We start from the raw sequence: 25318 nt of genomic DNA on the forward strand, positions 1-25318 counted from the left end.
TTTGAAAGACGCTTTACTTGTTGTTTTACGGTAAGATGCATACAGCTTTCTCCTTTCTAAAGACTCGGAAATAGGATTTCCTGTATGTATATTATACCATATATTTTACTGATATTTATCCCACGGCCTAAAGGCACGTGGGTTTTCTGTCGGGAACTTTATAAATGTTTATAAGCAGGATTATAATACATTGATGGAAAAAAAGGTGATGAATGTGTAGTTACACCTTCAATGGATGTAGGGACAACGTGGTCATCTGTACTTGTTGTCTGAACGATACGTATTTTATGTGTTACGCTGTTTTCAAAGAAACTATAAGGATAACTGTATATTTATAAATCCACTTTTCTTTCTTTTTCTTCTAGATTTTTTGTTTTAACATGTTTTACTGGCTGATTAAGTTTATAAGGCTTAAACTTTCTTTTTCTCATTTGTGAAAGTAAAGGCACCTTTACGAATTAATCCTACATTGATTAGTTCTCTTTCTAAAGAAATATTTTTTCTGCGTTCTTCAGCTTGAAAGCATTGTACAAGTCCAACAACATTTTTAGTTCCAGTATTGCTGATGAGTAATACTGTTACAATGATAATTAATAATTTTTTCTCCTTTCCCATTATGATAATACACATACATATATGATACAAGTATATTAAAATAAAAGTGATATAGAAATAAAAAACTTCCAAAAATGAATAAACATTTTTAGAAGTTAGTTAAATTATTTAGCTGTAATGAATTTCTTAGCAGTTAATAATTCTGCACATAGAACGGCACCACCAGCAGCACCACGTACTGTATTGTGTGATAATCCTACGAATTTCCAGTCATATACAGTATCTTCTCTTAAACGACCAACTGAAACACCAAATCCGTTTTCATAGTATACGTCTTTAGAAACTTGTGGACGATCATCTTCTTCAAGATACTGAATGAACTGTTTTGGAGCATTTGGAAGCTGAAGCTTCTGTGGTTCACCACTGAATGCTGCAAGCTTTTCGATAAGCTGTTCTTTTGTAGGATTCTTTCTAAACTTAACAAATACAGCAGCTGTATGACCGTAAAGTACTGGTACACGGATACACTGTGTAGTGATCAATGGTGCATCGGCAGCGACGATTTCTTTCTTTTCGTCATCTACGTGCCCCCATACTTTTAATGGTTCTTTTTCAGATTTTTCTTCTTCACCTGAAATGAATGGGATAATGTTTCCTTGCATTTCTGGCCAATCCTTGAATGTTTTACCTGCACCAGAGATGGCCTGATATGTAGTTGCAACAACTTCATAAGGTTCAAATTCTTTCCATGCAGTTAATACTGGTGTATAAGACTGGATTGAGCAGTTAGGTTTAACGGCGATGAATCCACGTTTAGTACCTAAACGTTCTTTCTGATATTTAATAACATCAGTTGCTTCTGGGTTGATTTCAGGAATGATCATAGGAACATCAGGTGTCCATCTATGAGCTGAGTTGTTTGAAACAACTGGAGTTTCTGTTTTAGCATATGCTTCTTCAATTTTCTTGATTTCATCTTTGCTCATATCAACAGCTGAGAAGACAAAGTCTACCTGTGAAGCAACTTCTTCTACTTCATTGACATTTAATAGCTTAAGATCTTTAACAGCTTCAGGGATAGGTGTATCCATTTTCCATCTGCCTTCTACTGCTTCCTGGTAAGATTTGCCAGCGCTTCTAGGGCTCGCAGCCACGGCTACAACCTCAAACCAAGGGTGGTTTTCCAATAACACAATAAATCTCTGTCCTACCATTCCAGTAGCACCGAGAATACCGACTTTTAGTTTTTTATCCATAATAATTCTCCGTTTCGTTTTTTAGACTTAATTTAGAAAAAGATAAAATACAGGTGTAAAATATTCGTCTTTTGCAAAATTTACATCTTAAATGATATATTACTTGAAATAAAGGAAAATTACAAGTAAATATAACTAGTATTATAGTATTTTCGATGAATATTTGTTAGAATATTTAATGAAAAAGTGATTAAAACCGTTATTTAGGTTTTAATCACTGGACATTTCACTCTTCTGATTTTTACTTATTTATATAATAAAGTCAAGAAAAGGAGAGATGTACAATGTTAGATAATTATTTCAAGTTAATGAATATGAGATTAGAGGAAATGAAAGAGTATCTTCATCATATAGAAGATAACTATGATGAAAATATTGATTTCTGTTTTATGGTATCCCAGTTAAATGATTATGTGAATAATCATAGGGAACATTATCTTCATTTGGCTTTAAAGTCCATCATCAATGAAAAAGGTGTTGATGCAATTGAAAAGAATCTTATTATGTTGCTGTACTTCTTTAATGGAGAAAAGGAAGTAGAACAGGTTAAGATCATCTTGAAAAGGATGGCCATGCAGTATCATAAAGGGATTCATGTCTATCAAATATTAAGACATATCATGAACATGGATAATGTCTCATTGATTCATATTCTCTTCAATAAGGGATATCTTAATGTAAATGAAGCTGCATTTATTAATATAGTAGAAGAAAAATATGAGGAAGCTTTTGAATATCTTAAAGAGAGTGAATTAGACAATGAGGCATTGCTTGATTATTTTTGTGCGAGTGCACCTCGTCTTTATCATCAGTTAATGAGAAGAAACAAGACAAATGCTTTATATCGATTATCATTTGCGTAGGAGGTATAACCATGGGAGAAAGAATGCAGATTATTTTAAGTTTGATTATGTCATCTAGACTGCAGCCGATTAAATCGAAGGATCTTTTAGATGAACTAGAGAAGTTAGGTTATCATTATAATATCAAGACGATCCATGCAACTGTTAAACAGATCAATGCATTCTTTTATCCGCTTATTCAAGATACAATGATTCTTTCTAAAAGAGGGACTGGACTTGTGGTTAATAAGAATGTCTTTGAAGATGGTCAATTACAGCTTCTTATAGACTCTATTAATTATAATAAAGATCTATCTTTTAAAGAGAAAAATCAGCTTGTAGATAAGCTGATGCATTTTTCTGATGAATCACAAAGAAAAAGACTTATCTTTCATATGGAAAAAGATGAGAAGCCTTTTTCTTTAATGTTAAATCTATCTACGCTTATGAAAGCTATCGCAGAAAGAAAAAACATTATTTTTGATTATGTAAGCTATAGAATAGAAGAAGGACATCCACGTGAAGTAGCTTCTAAGCATGGCAATAAGAACGGGCAGTATGTTGTGAGTCCTTATACGATAGTGTTGGATAATAATCATTATTATCTTGTAGGCTATTATAATAAGAGAAGTGATTCTTTATCCATGTATCGTATTGATCGAATGAGACGTGTTATGACGCATCGTGGTGATTATATTGATATACGTGAACAGTATGATATGGATGACTATATTTCACGTGCTTTTCATATGTTCGTCAACGGGAAACCAACAGATCTTGTTCTTCGTTTTAAGCCACAAATTTTAAGAGAGGTGGTTTCACGTTTTGGGGAAAGTATTCATTTAAGAGTAGTGGATGATTCATGGTATGAAGCTATCATTAAAGATCAGAGCTATTCAAGAGGGTTAGCTATGTGGATACTGATGTTAGGAGAGAATGCATATGTCGTATCTCCTACACATATTAGAGAAGATATTAAAAGAGAGCTGGATAAGACTCTCATGTATTATAAAAAGGGCGTATTCTAAATACGTCCTTTAAATATGCTATAAAGTTCTAGAGCCCACTGGTCTGGTTTAGTAATAAGCAGTTCCTGAGCGCTCATGTTGAAATAGTGATAGATCGCATTGGCAAAGAAATACTGATATCTTCTTAGATAGCGTGCTCCCATCTTCATAGAGAAGAAAACATGAACAGCAGTATTAGGAATCAGTAGATTCTTTTTATGTTTAAGCTGATAAGAGGAAGAGAACTGATTAAAGAGGCTTCTCTTCTTAATAAAATCAAGATTGTGAGACAAATAGTGCTGTTGCCAGCGAGAAATAAATTCTGGATTTTCTTTTTGTTCACGCGTTAAAAAATGCATAACACCACGAGAGATTGTCTTCTCTTTAATTAAAGGATAGAAAATCATCGTTGCAGCAGATGCCTGCATCATGGCATAAGGCGTACTTAAATATTCAAAGTAGGCACTATCAATAATACATTTATCAATTGTAATATGTGAACGTTCAAGCAGTGAACAAAGTACTTCTCCACCATGACCTAATCCATAGGCACAAGAAAGATGTCCTTCATCATGTTCATTGATATAGGCTTCAATCTGTTCCATTTCTTTTTCATGGGACACAAATGTTTCTTTGATTGTTTCATCAAAGCCATCAAATGAACAGATGGTAATATAGAAATCAGGAATCAGATCCTTGATTCCTCTTTCAAAGATTGAATAATGTTGCGCATTGTCTGGTATAAGAAGTAAATGTGTATTTCTGCTGTCTCCAAAATTATAAAATCTCATTGTCAATTCCTCTATTTATAATTATAACAAAAAAGAAAAAGGGACTTAAGCCCTTTTCTCTTTTTTTTAATCTCTAACTTTAAATAAAGCGTAATCTTTTCCTTTGATTGCTTCTTCTACATCATGAATAGAGATTTCATTAGTAATGTAGATGTATTCTCCCTTATCAGTATAGGATTCTTCATAATCAATTTCGATTGGTTCTGAAGTATGAATATAGTACTTAGAAACATCAATAGGTGTGATTTTATCTGTGTAAGTATAATCATGAGTCCATAATTCTTTATTATGAGTTTTCATGATATCTGCTACAACAGCGCTAGCAGTAACATAACGTCCTGCACCTTTTCCATAGAAAAGAACGTTTTCTACATAATCATTTGTAATTTCTACTACATTGTAGGCATCCATAACGTTACCTACGATATCAGTCATTGGTACAAGTGTAGGTGATACATCAATACCAATAGAATCTTCAAGTTTTTTAGCCTGAGCGATAAGCTTGATACGATATCCAAGCTTCTTCGCAAAGTCCATATCAACTTTAGTAACACTGCGTATACCAGTTGTATTGATTAAATCAAAATCAAAGAAAATGTGGAATGCATTCATTGCTAAGATCGCAATCTTATGCGCAGCATCATATCCATCTAGATCCAATGATTCATCTGCTTCTACATAACCTAAGTTTTTAGCGATACGTAATGCTTCACTGAAATCTAAGTTATCTGTTTCCATTAGTGAAAGAATGAAGTTTGTTGTTCCATTAAGAATACCTTCAATCTTCTTGATGTTATTTGCGATTAAGCTTTCTTTAGCAGGTACGACAACAGGAATACCTCCCCCGACTGATGCTTCATAGAAAATGTTTACATTGTTTTTTCTTGCAGCTTCAAATAATTCCTGTCCGTGGTGAGCAATTAAAGCTTTATTGGCAGTGACGACATGCTTTCCTGATTCTAAGGCAGAAAGGATGATTGTCTTTGCAAAGGTAAGACCACCAATCAGTTCGACAACGACATCGACTTCTGGGTCGTTGAGAACTTCTTTGAAATCATCTGTGTAGATGATACCTTCTGGAAGACCAGGATTCTCAAGTGCACATCCATACTTGACAATGACGTCTTCTCCAATCTCTTTCTCAAGTCTTTCTTTCTCCTTTGTAAGAATATCAACTGTTCCAAATCCAACAGTACCTAATCCAATAATTCCTATAATCATAGTGTGGTCCTCCCTTATTTATTGAGTAAACACTATCAAAAAAAATATTTATTGTCAATTTTTTTATCTAAAAGAAACAAATGAATATGTAATTTTGTTAAATAGCGAAAATATTTATTCACTTATTAGATAAGAAATAGCTTCATCTAGGTGTTTTACAATATGATCACTTTGTTCTTGAACATCATTGGGAGCATAAGGGAAAGTGAAGCTTTCATCTACATTATTGATCATTGGCAGATCATTCCAAGAATCACCGATACCACCGATGATATCAGATTGAAAATACTCTTCAATAAATTTCACTCCTGCACCTTTAGAACATCCTTTAGCACAGATATCCACATGTACCTTATTGGTAAAAGCATGACAGTATGCTCCATAGTGTTTATTGATATAGTTGGCACACTCTCTTGCTTCCTGTTCCTTCCCATTTGGAAAATGAAAAGAGAAACCGTTGTAGCTATCTTTAGTTAGTGAAGATAAATCTTTAATAAAAGGGGAGGTTTCATTAGGAATCCCTTGTAGTTTCTGTAAAAGACGACGTAGGCGTACTTGATATCGTTTCTTCCAGTTGAACATAAGATACATCATGTTGCCATCTACCACTGATACAGCAATAGGGAACTTTTCATAGATCTCTTTTATGATTGAAAAAGGAATCTTTGATTCAAAGATCACATTCTGATTCTCATCGAGAATCATTCCACCACTGTTGACAATATAGAAATCATAGTGAATATCCACATTGTCACTTGGAATCAATACACCATCTAAAGAGCGTCCTGTACAGATACCAAACTTATGGCCTTGTCTTTGGAAATCTTTAATCGCAAGAAGATCTTTTTCTTTAAATCCAGTATGAAAGAAGAGCGTACCATCAAAGTCGCTAGCTAATATTTTCATTGTCATTCACCTCTTGATTATTATAGCTTTATTGAAGAGTAGGATACAAACTATTTATGGTCAATATATAGGTAAAAATAGCGTAATATAGGTATCATCTCCTATATATAATAAGATAGAAAAATTTTTTAAAATTAATAAAATTTATTCAAATAGAATAAAAAAGCCCCAATAATGGACATAAATTTAATATTGGCATACCCAAAAGGTAGAGTTGGCATATATGCAATATATAGTTAGCGTTTACAATTCATTCGTGCGATATCATATTTGCTTGAATTTTAAATTCTTAAGGAGTATTATTGTAACGATTAAAAGGAGGTAGCTGTTATGGACAAATTGATTCAAGATATTGTAAGTGTGGATCACAGCTGTGCTAAAGCAGTTGAAGAAGCGAAAAAGAAGAAGCAAGATGTCTCTCTTAACATGAACGATAAGAAGAAAGAAATCTATGACGACTTCGTCGCTCAATACCAAAAAACACTGGACGAAAAGAAATCTGAACTTAGTGCAAAAATTGCAGAAACTAAGAAAAAAGCAGATGATGAATATGAAGTCTCTCTTAATAAACTCTCTGATCTCTATAAGTTGCATAAAGACGAATGGATTGATGCCATCGTAGAAAGATGCAAGGACTTATCGTAATGGGATTTTCATCTAACGCAGTACTTGCAAAAGCAAGATCTATGTATTCTCATAGAATGACACCAGCCAAGTATGAAGAACTTATTCATAAAGGAAGCGTAGCAGAAATTGTTAGCTTCTTAAAAAATGAACCTTCTTACCAGGATGTCCTTGAAGAAATCAAGGAAACAAATGTACATCGTGGTCGCATTGAGTCATTGTTAAATGAACAGGCATTTATTGAAACAACAAAGATGCTTAGATATGTGCCTAAGAAGAAACAGGAATTCTATAAGCTTAGTGTCATCAAGGAAGAGATTCATTTAATCATTGATAAAGTCAGATTAATTGATAGTGAAGTCAATGATTCCTATGATCTCAATATTCCATCTTACCTTGCACAATGTGCATCATTTGATCTTTATGGATTAATTGCGATCGATGATTATGCTACATTGTGTCAGTACATGAAAAGAACTCCATTCTATAAGGTATTAAAGAAGAATATCCCAGAAGATGGAGAAAAGGTAGATATCAACATCATGGAGTATGATTTTAAGAAAGCATACTATGATCATGTTGTTGGAGTGATAAAAAAAGAATTCAAAGGGAAAAAGCAAAAGGATCTTTTGACTATCGTCTATACAGAAATAGAACTTGAAAATATTTCTAAGATCTATCGATTAAAGAAATATTTCAATGTGACAGAAGAACAGATCAGAGGATGTCTGATCACTGATTACTGTCGTCTATCTGATAGCATGATGGATATGCTTATCAAAGCAAAAGATGCTGAAGATATGCTGAAGAAGCTTTCTTCATCTTCATATAAATTCTATGTAGATGAAAAAGACTTTGTTTACATCGAGTACTATGCTGAAAAGATAAAATATCATTTAGCTAAGAGATATATGAGATTCTCAACAGATCCATCTCTTGTCTATATGACATATGCGATTGTGCATAGGATAGAGATAAATAATCTTATTCACATTATTGAAGGAATAAGATATGGAGAATCAGCAGAGCGTATCAAAGCTATGCTGATCTACTAAGAGGGAGATTGAATTTATGGCAATAGAACAAATGGAATTGTTGAATCTGACTTTTCCTAAGAAAGAACTTAAGCCGATTCTTGCATTAATGCAGGACAATGAGCATTTTGCTCCAATTTTGGCTAATAAGGTCATGAACAATGTCAAAGGTGTTGCATCTCTTAAAAGAAATGAAGAGCTAGCTAAACAGCTAGAACGCTTAAGAGAAATTGCATCACATATCAATCTTGAGCTTAATGAAGCAAGAGGTGAAGACAAGGACCTTGCCGTTTCGGAAGAAATTCTTTCTTCAGTAGAAAAAGAAGTAAGCCAGATCATCAAGAATAAAGAGCAGCTCGCTGAAGAGCTTGAAGAAAATAAGGCAGCCTTAGGATTAATAGGAGCCTTACAGGCATCACATGTTAATATTGATGAATTAAAATCAACAAAGTATATCGTAACAAGAGTTGGACGTATTCGTCTAAAAGATGAACACAAGCTCTCTTATTACCATTCTAAACAGGTGATGTATTACAAATTAGGACAGACAGCAAAGCATGTTTACTGTCTATACACAACAACAAAACATGCAATTGTACAAATTGATAACATCTTCTCATCAATGGGATTCAAGGAAATTGAACTTCCAGACTTCATCCATGGGACAATTGATAGTGCCAAAGATGAACTTCAGGAAGAAATCAAAGGAATGGAATCTTATATCAAGAGCGCTGATGAGAAACTAGAAGTTATTAAACTTCGTTATCAGGATACATTATCAGATCTTTATGCAAGTCTATATACGATGAATGAAAGAGAAAAAGAAAAAGACTTCATCGTAGATTATTCTACAGTCTATGGTCTCGCAGGATTTATTCCTAAAAGAAATGGGGCTGACTTTAAGAATAAGCTTACTGCATTAAATGCAGATATCCGTGTTCTACCATGTGATATGTATGAAGATCAGGGTGTGATTGCACCAACAATTACTTATAACTATTTCTTTGCAAAACCATTTGAAATGATTTCAAAGGTCAAAGAGAAAGAAAGAGTAGATACAACATTAGCTTATGCAATGATGTATATTCTTACTTTCATGTTGCTATTGGGAGATTTAGGTGTAGGAGCTGTACTTCTTGTATTAGGATTAATGATGCATAAGAAGAAATTTGGACAGCTATTAGAAGTGCTTGGTATTTCTACAGCAATCGGTGGATTGCTTTATGGAAATGTCTTCTATGCACATAATCTATATCCTTCACTCATTCCTCAAGGAGATGTCGTTTTACGTTATATTAATGCAGTGATTCTTCTTTTCGTAGGATCATTTATCATTAAGACAGCGAAAACAATCTACAATGAAAACAGAGTTGTAGATAAAGTCTTCTCATTCAATGGTTTTGTAGGTATCATGATTGTTCTTGCAATCATGTCCTATATCCTCATCAGCATCGATACACATATCGTGGTTTCTGTTATGCCCGTGATTGTGATTGTTGCATTAGGTATCATTACCATTCTAATGAAAAAGTTGATGCATAAGAAATAAGGAAGGAGATTATATGGCAATAGCAAAATTGAAGCTTGTGGAAATTGAGTTTCCAAAGAGTCAGAGTAGTGTCATTCTTTCCAAATTGATCAATAGAGATGATTTTCATCCTGAACCGGCATCAAAGTTTGCGGATCGTGTAAGAGGCTTAACAACATTAAAGAATGCTAGTCACTTCGCTGATCTTCTTTCAAGAATGGAAGAAGCAAAGCAGACTTGCGGATTCAAGTATGAAGAAGCAGCACCAGCTTTCATGAGTATTGCGGAAGCGGATCAGGCTTTCTTGGAAGTTGCTGATCAGGTAACAAAAATAAACATGCTCAAAAAAGATCTGGAAGAAATGATTGAAGAAAATGAGCTGACTATCAAGCAGCTCACACCAATGGCAAATGATGATGCTATGGATTTCGACAACATTTTTACAAGCAAATATCTAGAAGTAAGATATGGACAGATGCCAGTGCACAATGTCGATAAGCTTTCTTTCTATGATAATCAGATTTTCTTGTTTAAGTCATTCTACAAAGATGCACATACCTGCTACTGTTTCTATGTGACAACACATGAAAAAGCACCAGAAGTTGATAACATCTTCTCTTCATTGTTCTTTGAACGTATTCACATTCCTGATTATGTTCATGGAACACCAAAGAAGGCAATTGAAAGTCTTCGGGAAGAAATTGATTTAGCAAGAAAGAATATTGATAAATATGAAAAGCATAAGCAGCAGCTGATTGAATCACATCAGGAAGAACTTTCAGTGATCTATGCGACATGCAAGGATCGTGCTTCTACTTCAGAAGCAGAGAAGTTCGTAGTTGTATTTGGTAACATGGCTGCTATCTATGGATTCTGTGAAAAGAAAGTGGCTAAACTGCTTACTAGTGAGTTAGCAGGCTATGAGAAAGTCACTGTAAACATTAAGCCAGCGATGGGAGATTCTCGTTTAACACCACCAACATTGCTTAAGAACAATTGGTTCTCTAAGCCATTCAGATTGTTCGTGGAGATGTACGGGGTACCTTCCTATACTGACTTTGATCCAACAAACTTTGTCGCAATCACTTATACATTGCTATTTGGTATTATGTTTGGTGATGTCGGACAAGGTCTTGTACTTGCCATTGTCGGTTTCTTGTTTGCTAAGCTTAAAGGCATTAAGCTTGGTGAAGTCGGAATGCGCATTGGCTTATCTTCCATTATCTTCGGGTTCTTCTTTGGTTCAGTATTTGGTAATGAAGAAGTACTGACATTCATGCCACACTTTGTACCGATGGAATCAAAGAATACAATGCCGCTTCTTGAAGCTGCCATTGGTATCGGGGTTGTATTGATTATCATTTCCATGATGTTCAACACATACTTGAACTTGAAGAAAAAACATTGGGGAGAATTCTTCTTCTCACAAAATGGTGTTAGTGGATTAAGTTTCTATATATCCATTATCATCTTGGCATTAAATAGTCTTATGGGATTACATCTTCCATTAGGTTTACCATTTATACTCATCTTTACAATTCTTCCAATCTTGCTTATTTTCTTGAAAGAACCTCTTTCAAGAAAGATTGAAGGATTCAAGATGTTCCCAGAAGGATTTGGAAGCTTCTTTACGGAAGGCTTCTTCGAATTATTTGATATTGTATTAACATTCATTACGAATACAATGTCATTCTTGCGTGTAGGTGGGTTCGTCTTATCACATGCAGGTATGATGCTTGTTGTCTATACATTAGCCAACAAGATGGGTGGACCTGGATATTGGATTACCTTAGTTATCGGAAATATCTTCGTTATGGTACTTGAAGGTATGATTGTAGGTATTCAGGTATTACGATTAGAATTTTATGAAATGTTCTCTCGTTACTATGAAGGTAATGGGATTCCATTTACTAGCATAAAAGATATATTAAAGAAATAAGGAGAAATTGAATTATGTTAACATTTATCTTACCAGCAATCGTCGTTATTGCACTTACTTTACCACTTATCGCAGTATTTAACGGAAAGGTGAACGCTGCTAGCGCTAAAAAACGTTTAGCTTTACACGTAGCCGGATTCTTTGGTGCATGTGCATTCGTATTATTAGCTTCTGCTGCTAACTCACCAATCTTCGCCGCTGGTGCTAACCAGATCACTGGTACATTAGCTCAGGGTCTTGGATTTATCTCTGCTGCATTAGCAACTGGTATGTCAGCATTAGGTGCTGGTATTGCCGTAGCTGCTGCTGCACCTGCTGCTATTGGTGCTTTCTCTGAAAACTCAGAAAACTTTGGTAGAGCATTGATCTTCGTTGCCTTAGGTGAAGGTGTTGCCATCTATGGTCTATTAATCTCTATCTTAATTATCAACGCATTATAGGAGTTCAGAGATGAAGTTCTATTTGATCAGTGATAACATCGATACATTGACAGCTATGAGATTAGTGGGTATCGAAGGAGAAGTTGTACATGAACGTCATGAATTTCTTTCTCTTCTTGAAGAAAAGAAGAAACAGAAAGATATTGCAGTTATCCTTGTGACAACCAAACTGATTGAATTAGCACCGGATGTTATTTCTGAAATTAAATTAAAACAGCCAGAACCTCTGATTACAGAAATTCCTGATAGACATGGTCACTCTAAGATTGGTGAAGCTATCGATGGATATGTATCAGAAGCCATTGGCGTAAAACTATAGGAGAGAGATTATGCAGGATACAGAGATTTTTCTTTCTATGAAGAAAGAAATTGAAGCAGAGTCTCAGAAAGAAATTGATGCGATCATGGCTGAAGTAAAAGCCATGGAAGATGAAGCTATGGTTTCTATGCAGAAAGAAGCAAAGAAAGATGCTGATCTACGCTTAAAACAGGAACTTGATGATATTCAGTCACAAGCTTCACAGGAAATTTCTGAAACTCATACACAAAGAACAAAGGCACTTATCGCTAAAAGAGATGAGTATGTAAAAACAATCTTCGATGCCGCAAGAGAAAAGCTTGTTGCTTTTACGACAACACCAGAATATGGTGAATATCTTTCTCGTAAAGCTAAGGCGGCTAGCGAAGAAGATATGTCTGAACCAGTTCTTATGATCAGAAGTGAAGATCTTCATTATGTAGATATGATCAAAGAGAACTATGGTAAAGATCTTCAAGTTGAAGAAACATCAGACATTACAATTGGTGGATTTATTCTAAAAGATCAGGTTACATCAGTTGTAGTAGATGAAACATTAGAATTTGCATTGGAAAATCAGAGAGGCTGGTTCGCAGCTCATTCTGGTTTAATGATTAAATAGTGTGGAAAGGGGAAAGAGATATGAATAATCAGGATGTTATTTATTCAATCAATGGACCCGTTGTAACAGTTAAGAACTCAGATACATTCTCTATGCAGGAAATGGTTTATGTCGGTCATGCAAGACTGATGTCTGAAGTTATCTCTATTTCAAAAGAAAAGACTGTCATCCAGGTTTATGAGTCCACTACTGGACTTAGACCTGGTGAACCAGTATATCCTACTGGACAGCCTATCTCAGTTACACTTGGGCCTGGTATTTTAAGAAATATCTTCGATGGGGTAGAAAGACCTCTTGAAGAAATTGCGAAAGAAAGTGGCGCATTTATTCCTACAGGAAGCCACGTAGAACCTTTGGACACACAGAAATTATGGGATGTTACACTTTGTGTAAAAGAAGGAGATCAAGTAGAAGGTGGAGATGTCTATGCGACAGTTCCAGAAACTGATCTTATCACTCATAAATGTATGGTACCTCCATATGTGAAGGGGACTATCAAGGAAGTAAAAGAAAACGGTCAGTATCGTATCAATGATACTGTTGTCGTTTTAACATTAGAAGATGGTACTGATCTTAACTTGACATTATGCCAGAAATGGGCAATCAAGCAGCCAAGACCAGTAAAGAAGAGATTACCAATCTCTATGCCTTTAGTAACAGGACAGCGTGTTATTGATACATTGTTCCCAATTGCTAAAGGGGGAACAGCAGCTATCCCAGGTGGATTTGGTACTGGTAAAACAATGACACAGCACCAGCTAGCTAAATGGTGTGATGCGGACATCATCGTCTATGTAGGATGTGGTGAACGTGGAAACGAAATGACTCAGGTTCTTGAAGAATTTAGAGAATTGATTGACCCTAAGTCAAATAAGCCATTAGTAGATCGTACTGTTCTTATTGCCAATACATCAAACATGCCAGTTGCCGCTCGTGAAGCATCTATCTATACAGGTGTAACACTTGCAGAATACTATCGTGATATGGGATACCATGTTGCGATCATGGCAGACTCTACTTCTCGTTGGGCAGAAGCATTACGAGAAATCTCAGGTCGTCTTGAAGAAATGCCAGCTGAAGAAGGATTCCCAGCTTATCTTCCTTCAAGATTATCACAGTTCTATGAAAGAGCTGGATACATGGAAAACCTTAATGATACAAAAGGTTCCGTATCAATCATCGGTGCCGTATCACCACAGGGTTCTGACTTCTCTGAACCAGTTACACAGAATACAAAACGTTTCGTACGTACATTCTGGGCATTGGATAAAGCGTTAGCTTATGCTAGACATTACTTTGCGATCAACTGGAATCAGTCATACTCAGAATATATTCCTGATCTTGAAAGATGGTATAGCAAAAATGTTGGATCTAAGTTCATGCAGGACCGTCAGGCGCTTTCTTCAATCTTAGCTGAAGAAAACAAGCTTCAGGAAATCGTTCAGTTAATGGGTAGCGATGTCTTACCTGACGATCAGAAATTGACAATGGAAATTGCCAGAGTTGTCCGTGTAGGATACCTTCAGCAGAATGCTTTCCATAAAGATGATACTTATGTACCACTTGAAAAACAGTTAAAGATGATGGAAGTCATCGTTTATTTATACAAAAAATGCCAGGAAGTTGTCATGGATGGTAAACCTATTCGTCAGCTTATTGAAACAGGCATTTTCGATGATGTTGTTAAAATCAAATATGATGTTCCAAACGATCATCTAGAATTATTTGATGACTACTATAAAAAGATTGATGCAGTTTGTGCATCTATTGACTAGGAGGAAGTTATATGGCACTACAGTATGTTGGATTAAGTGAAATTAACGGACCATTAGTCGTATTAGATCACGTAAAGAATGCATCATACGATGAAATGGTAGAATTCGTTTTACAGGACGGATCAAAAAGACAGGGTCGTGTTGTTCAGATTGAAGGAGACAAGGCTGTCATCCAGATTTTTGAAGGAACAAACTCATTATCATTAAAGAATACAAAAACAAGATTGTTAGGTAAACCTATGGAATTATCTCTTTCAAAAGAAATGCTTGGAAGAGTATTCAATGGGGCAGGTAAGCCAATTGATGGTCTTGGAGATATTTATGCAGAAAAGAGTGCAGATATCAATGGTCAGCCATTGAATCCAGTTTCTCGTACATATCCTCAGAACTATATCAACACTGGTATTTCATCTATTGACTGCTTAACAACACTTATCAGAGGACAGAAACTGCCAATCTTCTCAGGTTCAGGTCTTCCTCATAACCAGTTAGCTGTACAGATCGTTAAGAATGCTCAGGTCGCTGAAGAAGGACAAGAATTTGCGGTTGTCTTTGCGGCAATGGGTGTTACAAACGATGTCGCTAACTACTTCAGAAGATCATTTGAAGAAGCTGGTGTTATGGACCATGTTGTTATGTTCTTAAACTTATCAAATGATCCAATCATTGAAAGAACATTAGCACCACGTTGTGCATTAACAGCAGCTGAATACTTAGCATTTGAACATGATATGCATGTTCTAGTTATCTATACAGATATCACTTCATATTGTGAAGCATTACGTGAATATTCTTCAAGTAAGGGTGAAATCCCAGGACGTAAAGGTTATCCAGGATACCTTTACTCAGATCTTGCTTCATTATATGAAAGAGCTGGTATTGCTAAAGGAGCAAAAGGATCTGTTACACAGATTCCAATCTTAACAATGCCTAACAATGATATTACTCATCCAGTACCAGATTTAACTGGATATATCACTGAAGGACAGATTACTCTTGATCCAGAATTATCTTCAATGGGAATCTTCCCACCAGTTAATGTATTACCATCATTATCACGATTAATGAAAGATGGTATCGGTGAAGGATTTACAAGAGCGGATCATCAGGATGTCGCTAACCAGCTATTTGCGGCTTATGCCCATGTACAGGATGTTAAAGCCTTAACATCAGTTATCGGTGAAGATGAATTATCTGCAGCTGATAAAAAGTTCATGACATTTGGTCGTCTTTTTGAACAGCATTTCCTTAACCAAGGGGACGAAAACAGATCAATTGAAGAGACACTTAACTTAGGATGGATGCTCTTGTCCGTATTGCCAAGAACTTCATTGGATCGTCTCGATAACAAGCTTCTTGATCAGTTCTATGATCACGAAAAAGCTGTTGAATACTTCGGCTTACAAGAAAGCAATGTCATCAAGGAATTAAAGGACGCTGTCAATGGCTAAGCAAGTATTCCCTACTAAGGCAAACCTTATTGCGACTAAGAGTTCGCTTGCCTTAGCGAAACTTGGTTATGATCTGCTTGATAAAAAAAGAAACGTACTCATCAAGGAGATGATGACTCTCCTTGATGATGTAAAAGAAATCCGTGATAAAATCACAGATTCCTATGCGAAAGCATATGAAGCATTAAAAGATGCCAACGTTTCTGTAGGGATCATCAGTGACTTAACTGAAAATATTCCTGTAGACGATGGCCTTCATGTAAAATATCGTTCTGTCATGGGAGTAGAACTTCCTCGTATCGAATACGAAGAAACACCATTGCGTGTCGGATACGGTTTCGAAACCGCCAACTCCCGTGTTGACTACGCTTATCTCTGCTTCTCAGAAGTCAAGAAATTGACGGTCAAGCTTGCTGAAATAGAGAACTCTGTCTATCGATTAGCGAATGCAATCAGACAGACACAAAAGCGTGCTAACGCTCTAAAGAATATCTCAATTCCTCAGTTTGAAAAGACTGTCAAGTTCATCTCCGATGCGCTTGAAGAAAAGGAAAGAGAAGAATTTACAAGACAGAAAGTTATTAAAAGTCAAAAAGAAAAGAAAGAAGCTCATTAACGAGCTTCTTTTTTTATGCCTGTCTTTTCAAGTACTTCATCTACATGAGAAACAGGAATGATTGTTAACTTATCTTTAATTTCATCAGCGACATCATCAAGATCATCTTTATTCTCATTAGGAATAAACACTGTCTTCACTCCAGCACGCTGAGCTGCCATCAGTTTCTCATTTAATCCACCGATAGGCATGATTGTCTCTCTTAAAGAGACTTCGCCTGTCATCGCAAATTCAGGGGATACAGGATGACCAGTAATTAAAGAGGCCAACGCAGTTGTTAAAGTAATACCAGCACTTGGTCCATCTTTAGGAGTCGCACCAGCAGGAACGTGGATGTGGAGATCATGATCTTTGAAGACATCGGAAAGATCTGGGAATTTTGATTTTACGATTGAAAGGGCAATCTGAGCAGATTCTTTCATGACATCACCTAATTGACCAGTAATGATAATCTTACCGCTACCTTTGGTGAGCGCGGTCTCAATAAATAATATATCACCACCAGCCTGTGTCCAGGCCAGACCTGTCACAATACCGGGCTGTTTTATTTCATGAACATGTTCATGACTGATAGGGTGCATATCAAGATATTCTCTTAGCTGGTCTTTAGAAATGGTGATATCACCATTTCCTTCAACGATGTTGATGGCTGCTTCACGGCATAATGTATCAATACGTTTCTTTAGACCACGTACGCCTGCTTCCATTGTATAGTCGTTGATAATAGTTGAAAGCGTCTCATCATCGATTGTGAGATGATCGTCAAGACCCATGGTCTTGATCGCTTTTGGTAAAAGGTGACGCTTTGCGATCTGTAGTTTTTCAATTGGTGTATAGCCATTGAATTGAATAACTTCCATACGGTTAAGAAGAGGTTCAGGAATGGTATCAAGAGAGTTGGCAGTACAGATGAAGAAGACATCACTTAAGTCATAAGGAACATTCATATAGTGATCGGTGAATGAGAAGTTCTGTTCTGGATCAAGAACTTCAAGCAATGCGGAGGCAGGATCTCCGTTGTAGCTTTGAGAGAGCTTATCTACTTCATCAAGTACCATTACTGGGTTCGACGCATGCGATTTGTGAATTGCATCCATGATACGACCAGGCATAGCACCAATGTAAGTTCTACGATGTCCGCGAATATCCGCTTCATCTCTGACACCACCAAGTGCTACACGGACATATTCACGTCCTAGGGCATGAGCGATAGATTGTCCGATGCTTGTCTTACCAGTACCAGGAGCTCCTACAAATAATAAGATAGAACCTGATTGTTTTTTATTAAGACTCATAACCGCAATCTGCTGGAGAATACGTTTTTTGACTTTCTTTAATCCGTAGTGTTCTTGATCAAGAATCTCTTTTGCGTTTTTAAGATCAATAGAAGAATCTGATTTTTCCCAAGGAAGATCAGTCAAGAAGTCTACATAATTGAACAGCTGGCCATATTCAGGTGAATTCTGACCTTCCTGTTTCATACGGCTAATTGCTTTAGTCGCTTCTGTTCTTGCTTCTTCATTCATCTTAGAATCTTGTAGCTTTAATTCAAGCTTTCTTGTCTCACTGACATTTTCAGGATGAAGTTCATCCAATTCTTTTTGAAGAAAATCTATCTGTTTCTTGATGGCCTGTTCACGATAAACCTTCTGGTTTTCATCTTCCTGCGCATTTTTCGCTTCAGAAGTAACACGATACATTTCTAGATTTTCATAGATGACTTTTTCATAAAGGGCAATTCTTTCTTTTTTAGAATCCGTCTTTACAAATTCATATTTCATCTCTGGTTCAATATCCATCCAGCCAGCACCAGTCGCAATGACTTCTTCAATTGTACGTAAACGTACAATCCAAGAACGGTAGATATTGCCGCCTTCAAAATACTGTAATGAGTTAAGTAAGGCATTCTTGATTGTATTGACGTGTTCTTTATATTCATCATCAGAAAGATCTTCAATATCAGGACGTTCTGTGGCTTCAATGGTAATGCGATGATCAGTCACAGTCGCGTTCTTGATATTCATACGGTCCCTTGTCTTGATAGAGACAAAGCCGCTCTGTCCTTCATCTAGGACTTCACCTTGTACCCCGATGGATGCAAAGCTATCATCAGTTAAGGCATTGTAAGGTGTATCATCTTTCATGAATACGAAGAGAACTTCTGCTCCTGATTTAGGATCAACACCGGTCATGCGCTTGTAATAATCAATGTTGAAGTATAAAGTTGTAAAAGGTATGACAACCGTATCATACACGGGAATGATTAACATAGTCTATTCCTCCTTAGCACTATTTAGCACTCTATATATAGTAGTGCTAATCATATGTGAAATAAATAGGTTCATAGGAACCTTGTTACTTTGACAGTTGTCAAAGATTAATTAAATGATACATTGAAAATTGACAACTGTCAACTTTGATGAGTATAATTTTTTTGATAGGATGGTGTAAAACGTGTATAAAGGCAAAAATAAGACCGCATTGATGTCTCAGAAATGTATTAAGGAAGCCTTCTTCGCATTACTTAAAGAAAAGAACTTTCAGGATATTACAATCTCTGATTTATGCAAGAAAGCGGATATATCAAGACAGACATTTTATTCACTCTTTAAGAATAAAGAGAATATTCTTATTTATGAATTAAAACAGAATTATCCTTTTGCGATGTGTCAATACAATGAAGATGTCACTTTACAAAAGCTATGCACATCATTTAGCAGTTATCTTAATGAAAACTACTGCTTTATTAAGCTGCTTATTGATAATGATTATGGTCAGCTTCTTTATCAGATGTTCTATCAGTCCCTATTGCATTGTCATTGCGATATGAGAGATGAAGCAGCTATCAAGGATGAATATTTTGCCTCATTTATGGCAGGAGGCATGTTAAGCATCACGAAAACCTATGTCACAAAAGAAAAAAGAGAACAGTCCTTTATTGAAAAAATCACTTATGAATTATTTTCAGGAACGTTCTTTAAATAGGAGGAAATATGATTAGAAGAGCAGAAGAAAGAGATATTCCTAGATTGCTTGAACTATTAAAACAGGTCAATCAGGTACACTTTGAATTAAGACCAGATTTATTTAAGCAGGAAACAAAGTATAATGCGAATGATCTTGAAAGATTATTAAAAAACGAAGATCATGTGATTTTCGTCTATGATGATGAGGGCGTACAAGGCTACCTCTTCTCAGAAATCAGAGATTATACTAAAAATCAATTATTGCAGCCCATCAAGACTCTTTATATTGATGATTTATGTGTTGATGAACAATCTCGTGGAAATCATGTTGGTAAAAAGCTATTAGAACATGCTAAAGAGTATGCTAAAGAAAACCACTTCCATAACATCACTCTACATGTATGGGAAGGCAATGACTCAGCCTATGAATTCTATAAAAGAAATGGCATGAAAGAACAGAGTCGTACAATGGAAATGATTTTATAAAAAAATGAGCAGTTCCCACTGCTCATTTTCCGTATAGCTATTATTATTGTGCTATACTGCCTTCTTCCATCTTGGTGTGTATAAACACACCATCCACCTTTTCTCCTGTCCTCTTTCGAGGACAGGTGTTAATATAACACTTTTTTCAGATTTTGTAAATGTCTTTTATAAACCAATTTACAATTTTTTTCTGGGCTTCTTTATTGTATAGAACAACCTCGTAATGTTTGCCTTTTTTCCCAGTTCTTTCTTCTTTTACAAGTCCAAATTTATAGCCGGCATCAGTGATGATGATATGTCCAAATGGATCGTTGTAGTAACAGTCATACTTTTTGATTCTTCTGGTAATATCAGTCGCCTTGATAATCTTATTGGCATTATTTAATTCAGAAAGAGCCTTGGCGATTTCACTGGCAGTCTGGTAGTCTTTGTAGACAAATCGTTCCGCCTGATTTTTGGAGATAAAGAACTCTTCTGGAAAATCATTCGCAATATGATAGTAGCGTTCTTTCTGATGATTGGTAAATACGCAAATAAATTCTAGAAAGACATCCATATAGAGCTCTCTTGTATCCTTTCTTACCCCGATGATACGTATGAATTCTTCTCTTGTAAATGGAAGAAGAACAATCAGATTGGTGATAGTCTGATCATCAATAAGAGCTGAAGGTTCCATATTATTGCGTTTAGCGATTTCTTCTCTAATTAAAGATAAGCCCTGGAAGAGTTCTCTTCCTTTTTTATTAAGAAAAGAACGATAAGGTTTCTTGAATGGTTTCCCTTCATGAAAAGGTGGAGTATGGGTCTTAGTAAATTCATTGATCAATTTAAGAAAAGGTTCACCATAACGGTTATAGCCTTTTTCTCCTACACGTTCAACCATTAACATCTCTTCTTTGGTTTTAGGAAGCTTGATGATCATATCCATTAAGGAGTTGTTAGAAAAGATAAAGTAGACAGGGACAAGCGCTTCGTCTGCCATCTTGGAACGAAGTGATTTAAGCTGTTTTAGGAGTAGTTCTCCATCAGCGTTTAATTGAAATGTCATAGCTAGGACCTCCTTTATTTCATTGTAGCCTGTTCCAAAAGAAAATAACACATAAGATGGAAAATTTGTTAGAATGGTTTAAAAGGAGTGTTTATATGATACAAGGCGTTATTTTTGATGTAGATGGTACATTGTTTGATTCATTGTCAATGTGGGAAAGAGTAGATCAGCTTTATTTAGATAGAAAGGGAGTAAAAGTGACTCCTGAGATATCAAGACAGCTGTTTCATCTTCCTTTAGAAAAAGGGGCATTGTTTATTAAGAATAAATTTCATCTTAAAGAAGATGTGGATACTATCATGAAAGAGATCATGCATATTTCAAGGGATATGTATTTAAATGAAGTTCCAGTGAAAAAAGGGGTATTATCAGTATTGAATTATTTTCAAGAAAAGCATATTCCTATGACTGTTGCCACCAGCAACAATAAGGAATTAGTAAAGGCGGCTTTTCATCGTCATCATATGGGACATTATTTTAAAGATATTTTAACCAGTGATGAAATTGGAAGAGGTAAGAATGAACCTGATATCTACCTTAAGGCATGTCAACAGATGCATGTTTCACCTGAGAATACATTAGTATTTGAAGATGCGCTTCATGCCTTAAAAACAGTCAAGACGGCAGGCTTTAGAAGTGTAGGATGCTTTGATGCCTACAGTATTCAAGATCAGCCGCAGATCAAAAGACTTGCAGACCATTATGTAGTAGAAATGGATGAAATATTAAAAGAGATCAAGGAATGATAATTCGTTTCAAAAATATTTGTTTCGTATACAGAAGTGAGGTAAACTATAACTATGGTTATGGGAAAGATTTATTATGAACGCATTGGTGAAGGACGACCTGTGATCTGCCTTCATGGCAATCAGGAAAATAGAACTATTTTCTATGAACTTGCCAATGCTTTAAAGGATGAATATCAGATGATTCTTATTGATAGTCGTTATCATGGGAAATCTGTGAAAGAAGGTGAGCTCTCGCTTTCACAGATGAGTAAAGATGTGATGTCTGTTGTAGACTCACTTAATTTAGATGAATATGATGTCATCGGATTTAGTGATGGTGCCAATATAGCCCTGACACTCGCCTTAAAAGATTCACGTCTTAAAAATATGGTATTGCTTGCACCTAATAGTGATGTAAAAGCACTTAAGTGGCCTTATCGATTATTGATGAGAATGCAGGTTATTGGCTATCTGCCATTTTGTCTATATCATCCTGTCGCAAGAAGAAAACGTAAGTTAACGAAGTGGATGCTTGAAGAACCTCATTTTAGTGAAGAGATGTTACAGAAGATAAAGATACCAACGCTACTTCTTGGTGGAGAGAGGGATATGATTAAAGAAGAAGATTTCTTAAGAATTGCTTCTCTTCTTCCTTATTGTAAATATGAAGTTATTGCGAATAGTTCACATTTTATGATGATAGATGCTTTTCCTGTTGTACTAAAAAAAATAAGGGGGTTTCTATATGCCTGTCATCGATAAGAAACTAAAGGTAAAGAACATCGTTTTTGGGGAAGGAATACCTAAGATCTGTATTCCGGTAACTGAAAAGACAGCTAAAGATATTTTGGAGACAGTGAAAGGCTATGAGACACATGATGGCTGGGATGTCTTGGAAGTACGTTTAGATTATTTTGAGTATTATGAAGATGTTGATGAAGTTATTTCATTATTAAAAGATATTCGACAAGTGACAAGTCGTCTTATCCTCGCTACAATTCGTACGATTGAAGAAGGCGGTAGAGTGGCTGTAGGTCCAGATACTTATCTTGATCATCTTAAAGCAATGTGTGAATCAGGTTGTATTGATCTTGTCGATATTGAACTTACAAAGGGGAATTCATGTGTAACACAGTGTGTCTATGCGGCACATGCAAATGATGTTGTAGCGATTATCTCAAAACATGATTTTAATGAGACACCTGATAATTACACTATGAAAAAATATTTAAGAAAGATGGATGATCTAGGAGGAGACATTCTTAAGCTTGCGGTGATGCCACAAAATAAAGCTGATGTCATCAGGGTGCTAGAAGTTACTGATGAAGTCAATGATGATGTTGAACCATTGCTTATTACTATATCAATGGGGTATCTTGGTTCAATTACAAGAGTAAGCGGTGAATCCTATGGATCGGTAATGACTTTTGCGACAATTGGGAAAGAAAGCGCACCAGGACAGATACCACTAGATCAGATGATTAAGACGCTTTATACACTTCATAATGATTAACTCCGAATTTCGGAGTTTTTTTATAAGAAGAGAGACTATAAGCTGTTAGGAAAAGGTGGTTATTTTTTAGCTACAAGAAATAATAAGAACTATGTCTTAAAGCAGATCCATCATGAGCCTTGTGCCTATTATACATTTGGCAATAAGATAGAAGCTGAATTAAGAGATTATCAAAAACTCTTAAAGTTGAATATAAGAATACCGCGTATGATAGATGTGGATCTTCAAAGAGAAAATACATTGAATGAGATAGTGTCTTTGAGTATGTACTATCAGATAAGATGATTATCTTGAAGAAATAAGAAGAATAAGTCGTGAATGTGAAAAAGAAAATATCAATATTGATTATTTTCCTACCAGCTTTATTATTAATAATGGAATTATTGACAATAAAGTACTGGTCAAAGACAAAAGCTTTTTTGGAGTATGTAGAAGGTGAAAAGAAATGATTGATTTACAGTATGCAAAAGTCGCATTTAAGGATTATGTATCATCCTATAATGAACAGGTGGGAGCTATTAAGCTAAAGATTGTACACACCTACGGTGTTATGAAGATCACTAAAGAATTATGTGACAAGATGAATATCAATGAAGAAGATACCAATCTGGCTTTATTGATTGCTCTTCTTCATGATATCGGACGATTTGAACAATATAAAAGGTATGAAAGCTTTGTAGACTATGAAACAGTCGATCATGCGGATTTTGCATGTCAGCTTTTATTTGAAGAAGGATTAATTAGAAAGTTTATCAAGGATGAAAGCTATGATGATATTATCTATCATAGTATCCAGCAACATAATCGCTATAAGATAGAACATGAATATGATGAAAGAACATTGTTCTTTATTAATATGATAAGAGATACAGATAAACTGGATAACTTTAGAGTTAAAGAAACAGAGTCTTTTGAAACTCTGTTTAAGGAAGAAAAAGAGGAAGTAGAGAAGTCTAATATCAGTGATCGTGTGTATGAGACATTCATGGATGAGAAGCTCATCTATGGACCGGATCGTCATACGTCATTGGATATGTGGATTTCTTATGTGGCTTTTATATTTGATTTACATTTTCCATTAAGTAAAAGCTATATTGATGAACATGATTATGTGAATATCTCTTTTGATAGATTAACACCAAGTGATAATGAAACAAGAAAAAAGTATGAAGAAATGAGACAATGTGCATTGGCTTATATCAAGAGATAAATGTTCCTTTTTTAAGTGGTTGCTATTGTAACGGGAAACCCTTATAATATGCCGGAAGGGAAGGTTTGTATGACATTAAAAGATATTTTAGAGAAAAGAAATATGACCCCATATCATCTTTCAAAGATTTCCAATGTTCCCTATTCTACCGTCAATGATCTATATAAGGGAATCAGTACATTAGAGAAATGTTCAGCAGGTACAATCTATAAGATTATGCATGCATTAGGTCTATCTACGGATATGGTACTTGTTTCTATCATGGAGAAAAGACCTGGTCTTGAGAATTATAAAAGAGAAGTAAGACAGGGAATCAATGAGAGGTAGAGTCAAAAGTTTATGAAAAACTTGATGAATGACAGATTTCAGGGATCGATGAACGATGCGATATCATTCATGTAGTATTAAAATTGAATATTTTGAATTTTTCTAAACCGAATGATTATGAAGGTAATAAAAAAA

Annotated in this window: 26 protein-coding genes; 19 read left to right on the top strand and 7 right to left on the bottom strand. The window is 35.5% G+C overall.

The genetic code is table 11. From position 1 onward, the window contains the following. Nucleotides 1-411: 411 nt before the first annotated feature. Complete coding sequence (locus tag J6L95_RS06140) at nucleotides 412-615, bottom strand: hypothetical protein (RefSeq protein ID WP_287458493.1); 204 nt, start codon at nucleotides 613-615, stop codon at nucleotides 412-414. A gap of 104 nt (nucleotides 616-719) precedes the next feature. Continuing rightward, a complete protein-coding gene (gene asd, locus J6L95_RS06145) occupies nucleotides 720-1811 on the bottom strand; it encodes an aspartate-semialdehyde dehydrogenase (protein WP_031589364.1) in 1092 nt (363 codons plus the stop codon). Nucleotides 1812-2095: 284 nt separating this feature from the next. On the opposite strand from asd, the gene J6L95_RS06150 reads away from it, so the two are divergent. Further along, on the top strand, nucleotides 2096-2674 hold the full coding sequence (locus J6L95_RS06150; RefSeq protein ID WP_287458494.1) for a hypothetical protein: 579 nt from the start codon (nucleotides 2096-2098) through the stop codon (nucleotides 2672-2674). An 11-nt stretch (nucleotides 2675-2685) separates the two neighbouring features. Beyond that, nucleotides 2686-3681 (top strand): helix-turn-helix transcriptional regulator, encoded by a 996-nt coding sequence (locus J6L95_RS06155; protein WP_287458495.1) that lies wholly within the window; start codon nucleotides 2686-2688, stop codon nucleotides 3679-3681. Here the strand turns inward: J6L95_RS06155 and J6L95_RS06160 are convergent. The 3 genes from J6L95_RS06160 to J6L95_RS06170 all read right to left on the bottom strand — a co-directional run bounded on the left by J6L95_RS06160 (nucleotide 3678) and on the right by J6L95_RS06170 (nucleotide 6578). Beyond that, on the bottom strand, nucleotides 3678-4451 hold the full coding sequence (locus J6L95_RS06160) for a hypothetical protein (RefSeq protein ID WP_029069917.1): 774 nt from the start codon (nucleotides 4449-4451) through the stop codon (nucleotides 3678-3680). The two genes, J6L95_RS06155 and J6L95_RS06160, sit on opposite strands and share 4 nt — an antisense overlap. A gap of 66 nt (nucleotides 4452-4517) precedes the next feature. Then, a complete protein-coding gene (locus tag J6L95_RS06165; RefSeq protein ID WP_029069918.1) occupies nucleotides 4518-5672 on the bottom strand; it encodes a homoserine dehydrogenase in 1155 nt (384 codons plus the stop codon). A 114-nt stretch (nucleotides 5673-5786) separates the two neighbouring features. Further along, complete coding sequence (locus tag J6L95_RS06170; protein ID WP_287458496.1) at nucleotides 5787-6578, bottom strand: HAD-IIB family hydrolase; 792 nt, start codon at nucleotides 6576-6578, stop codon at nucleotides 5787-5789. Nucleotides 6579-6908: 330 nt separating this feature from the next. Here J6L95_RS06170 and J6L95_RS06175 point away from each other — a divergent pair, with 330 nt between their 5' ends. The 10 genes from J6L95_RS06175 to J6L95_RS06220 are packed head-to-tail and all read left to right on the top strand — an operon-like array spanning nucleotide 6909 to nucleotide 16905. Continuing rightward, a complete protein-coding gene (locus tag J6L95_RS06175) occupies nucleotides 6909-7223 on the top strand; it encodes a hypothetical protein (RefSeq protein ID WP_029069920.1) in 315 nt (104 codons plus the stop codon). Then, entirely contained in the window at nucleotides 7223-8257 is a 1035-nt protein-coding gene (locus tag J6L95_RS06180; protein ID WP_029069921.1) for a V0D/AC39 family V-type ATPase subunit, read from the top strand. Before J6L95_RS06175 ends, J6L95_RS06180 begins: the two co-directional genes overlap by 1 nt. 16 nt (nucleotides 8258-8273) lie before the next feature. Then, complete coding sequence (locus J6L95_RS06185) at nucleotides 8274-9785, top strand: V-type ATP synthase subunit I (RefSeq protein WP_287458497.1); 1512 nt, start codon at nucleotides 8274-8276, stop codon at nucleotides 9783-9785. A 13-nt stretch (nucleotides 9786-9798) separates the two neighbouring features. Next, on the top strand, nucleotides 9799-11703 hold the full coding sequence (locus J6L95_RS06190; protein WP_287458498.1) for a V-type ATP synthase subunit I: 1905 nt from the start codon (nucleotides 9799-9801) through the stop codon (nucleotides 11701-11703). 14 nt (nucleotides 11704-11717) lie between these two features. Continuing rightward, nucleotides 11718-12143 carry an ATP synthase subunit C gene (locus J6L95_RS06195; RefSeq protein ID WP_029069924.1) on the top strand — a complete coding sequence of 142 codons (426 nt, stop codon included), beginning with the start codon at nucleotides 11718-11720 and terminating at the stop codon, nucleotides 12141-12143. 10 nt (nucleotides 12144-12153) lie between these two features. Then, complete coding sequence (locus J6L95_RS06200; RefSeq protein WP_287458499.1) at nucleotides 12154-12462, top strand: V-type ATP synthase subunit F; 309 nt, start codon at nucleotides 12154-12156, stop codon at nucleotides 12460-12462. Between the two features lie 10 nt (nucleotides 12463-12472). Then, nucleotides 12473-13063, top strand: a complete 591-nt coding sequence (locus J6L95_RS06205; RefSeq protein WP_035876780.1) for a V-type ATP synthase subunit E — start codon at nucleotides 12473-12475, stop codon at nucleotides 13061-13063. A gap of 20 nt (nucleotides 13064-13083) precedes the next feature. Next, the gene (locus J6L95_RS06210) at nucleotides 13084-14838 is read left to right on the top strand and encodes a V-type ATP synthase subunit A (protein WP_287458500.1); all 1755 of its coding nucleotides are present in this window, start codon (nucleotides 13084-13086) and stop codon (nucleotides 14836-14838) included. A gap of 11 nt (nucleotides 14839-14849) precedes the next feature. Next, nucleotides 14850-16289: a V-type ATP synthase subunit B gene (locus J6L95_RS06215; protein WP_107318363.1), complete on the top strand. Its 1440-nt coding sequence runs from the start codon at nucleotides 14850-14852 to the stop codon at nucleotides 16287-16289. Further along, nucleotides 16282-16905: a V-type ATP synthase subunit D gene (locus tag J6L95_RS06220; protein ID WP_029069929.1), complete on the top strand. Its 624-nt coding sequence runs from the start codon at nucleotides 16282-16284 to the stop codon at nucleotides 16903-16905. Before J6L95_RS06215 ends, J6L95_RS06220 begins: the two co-directional genes overlap by 8 nt. Here J6L95_RS06220 and lon read toward each other — a convergent pair. Beyond that, nucleotides 16902-19175, bottom strand: coding sequence for an endopeptidase La (gene lon / locus J6L95_RS06225; protein ID WP_287458501.1), 2274 nt, complete (start codon nucleotides 19173-19175; stop codon nucleotides 16902-16904). The two genes, J6L95_RS06220 and lon, sit on opposite strands and share 4 nt — an antisense overlap. A 184-nt stretch (nucleotides 19176-19359) precedes the next feature. Between lon and J6L95_RS06230 the strand changes: the two genes are divergently transcribed. Beyond that, nucleotides 19360-19890: a TetR/AcrR family transcriptional regulator gene (locus tag J6L95_RS06230; protein WP_029069931.1), complete on the top strand. Its 531-nt coding sequence runs from the start codon at nucleotides 19360-19362 to the stop codon at nucleotides 19888-19890. Nucleotides 19891-19898: 8 nt separating this feature from the next. After that, nucleotides 19899-20357, top strand: coding sequence for a GNAT family N-acetyltransferase (locus J6L95_RS06235; protein ID WP_287458502.1), 459 nt, complete (start codon nucleotides 19899-19901; stop codon nucleotides 20355-20357). 145 nt (nucleotides 20358-20502) lie between these two features. Here the strand turns inward: J6L95_RS06235 and J6L95_RS06240 are convergent, their stop codons facing one another. Next, nucleotides 20503-21405 (bottom strand): HRDC domain-containing protein, encoded by a 903-nt coding sequence (locus J6L95_RS06240; protein WP_287458503.1) that lies wholly within the window; start codon nucleotides 21403-21405, stop codon nucleotides 20503-20505. 95 nt (nucleotides 21406-21500) lie between these two features. On the opposite strand from J6L95_RS06240, the gene J6L95_RS06245 reads away from it, so the two are divergent. From J6L95_RS06245 to J6L95_RS06265, 5 genes are all read left to right on the top strand, one after another. After that, a complete protein-coding gene (locus tag J6L95_RS06245; RefSeq protein WP_287458504.1) occupies nucleotides 21501-22151 on the top strand; it encodes an HAD family hydrolase in 651 nt (216 codons plus the stop codon). Nucleotides 22152-22205: 54 nt separating this feature from the next. After that, on the top strand, nucleotides 22206-22895 hold the full coding sequence (locus tag J6L95_RS06250) for an alpha/beta fold hydrolase (RefSeq protein ID WP_287458505.1): 690 nt from the start codon (nucleotides 22206-22208) through the stop codon (nucleotides 22893-22895). Then, a complete protein-coding gene (gene aroD / locus J6L95_RS06255) occupies nucleotides 22879-23646 on the top strand; it encodes a type I 3-dehydroquinate dehydratase (protein WP_287458506.1) in 768 nt (255 codons plus the stop codon). Before J6L95_RS06250 ends, aroD begins: the two co-directional genes overlap by 17 nt. Before the next feature lie 445 nt (nucleotides 23647-24091). Next, nucleotides 24092-24856 carry an HD domain-containing protein gene (locus tag J6L95_RS06260; RefSeq protein WP_287458507.1) on the top strand — a complete coding sequence of 255 codons (765 nt, stop codon included), beginning with the start codon at nucleotides 24092-24094 and terminating at the stop codon, nucleotides 24854-24856. Nucleotides 24857-24925: 69 nt separating this feature from the next. Continuing rightward, nucleotides 24926-25183 carry a helix-turn-helix domain-containing protein gene (locus J6L95_RS06265; protein WP_287458508.1) on the top strand — a complete coding sequence of 86 codons (258 nt, stop codon included), beginning with the start codon at nucleotides 24926-24928 and terminating at the stop codon, nucleotides 25181-25183. Nucleotides 25184-25318: the final 135 nt, after the last annotated feature.

Origin of the sequence: Kandleria sp. (assembly GCF_017934775.1) — a bacterium.
Lineage (GTDB): Bacteria > Bacillota_I > Bacilli_A > Erysipelotrichales > Coprobacillaceae > Kandleria > Kandleria vitulina.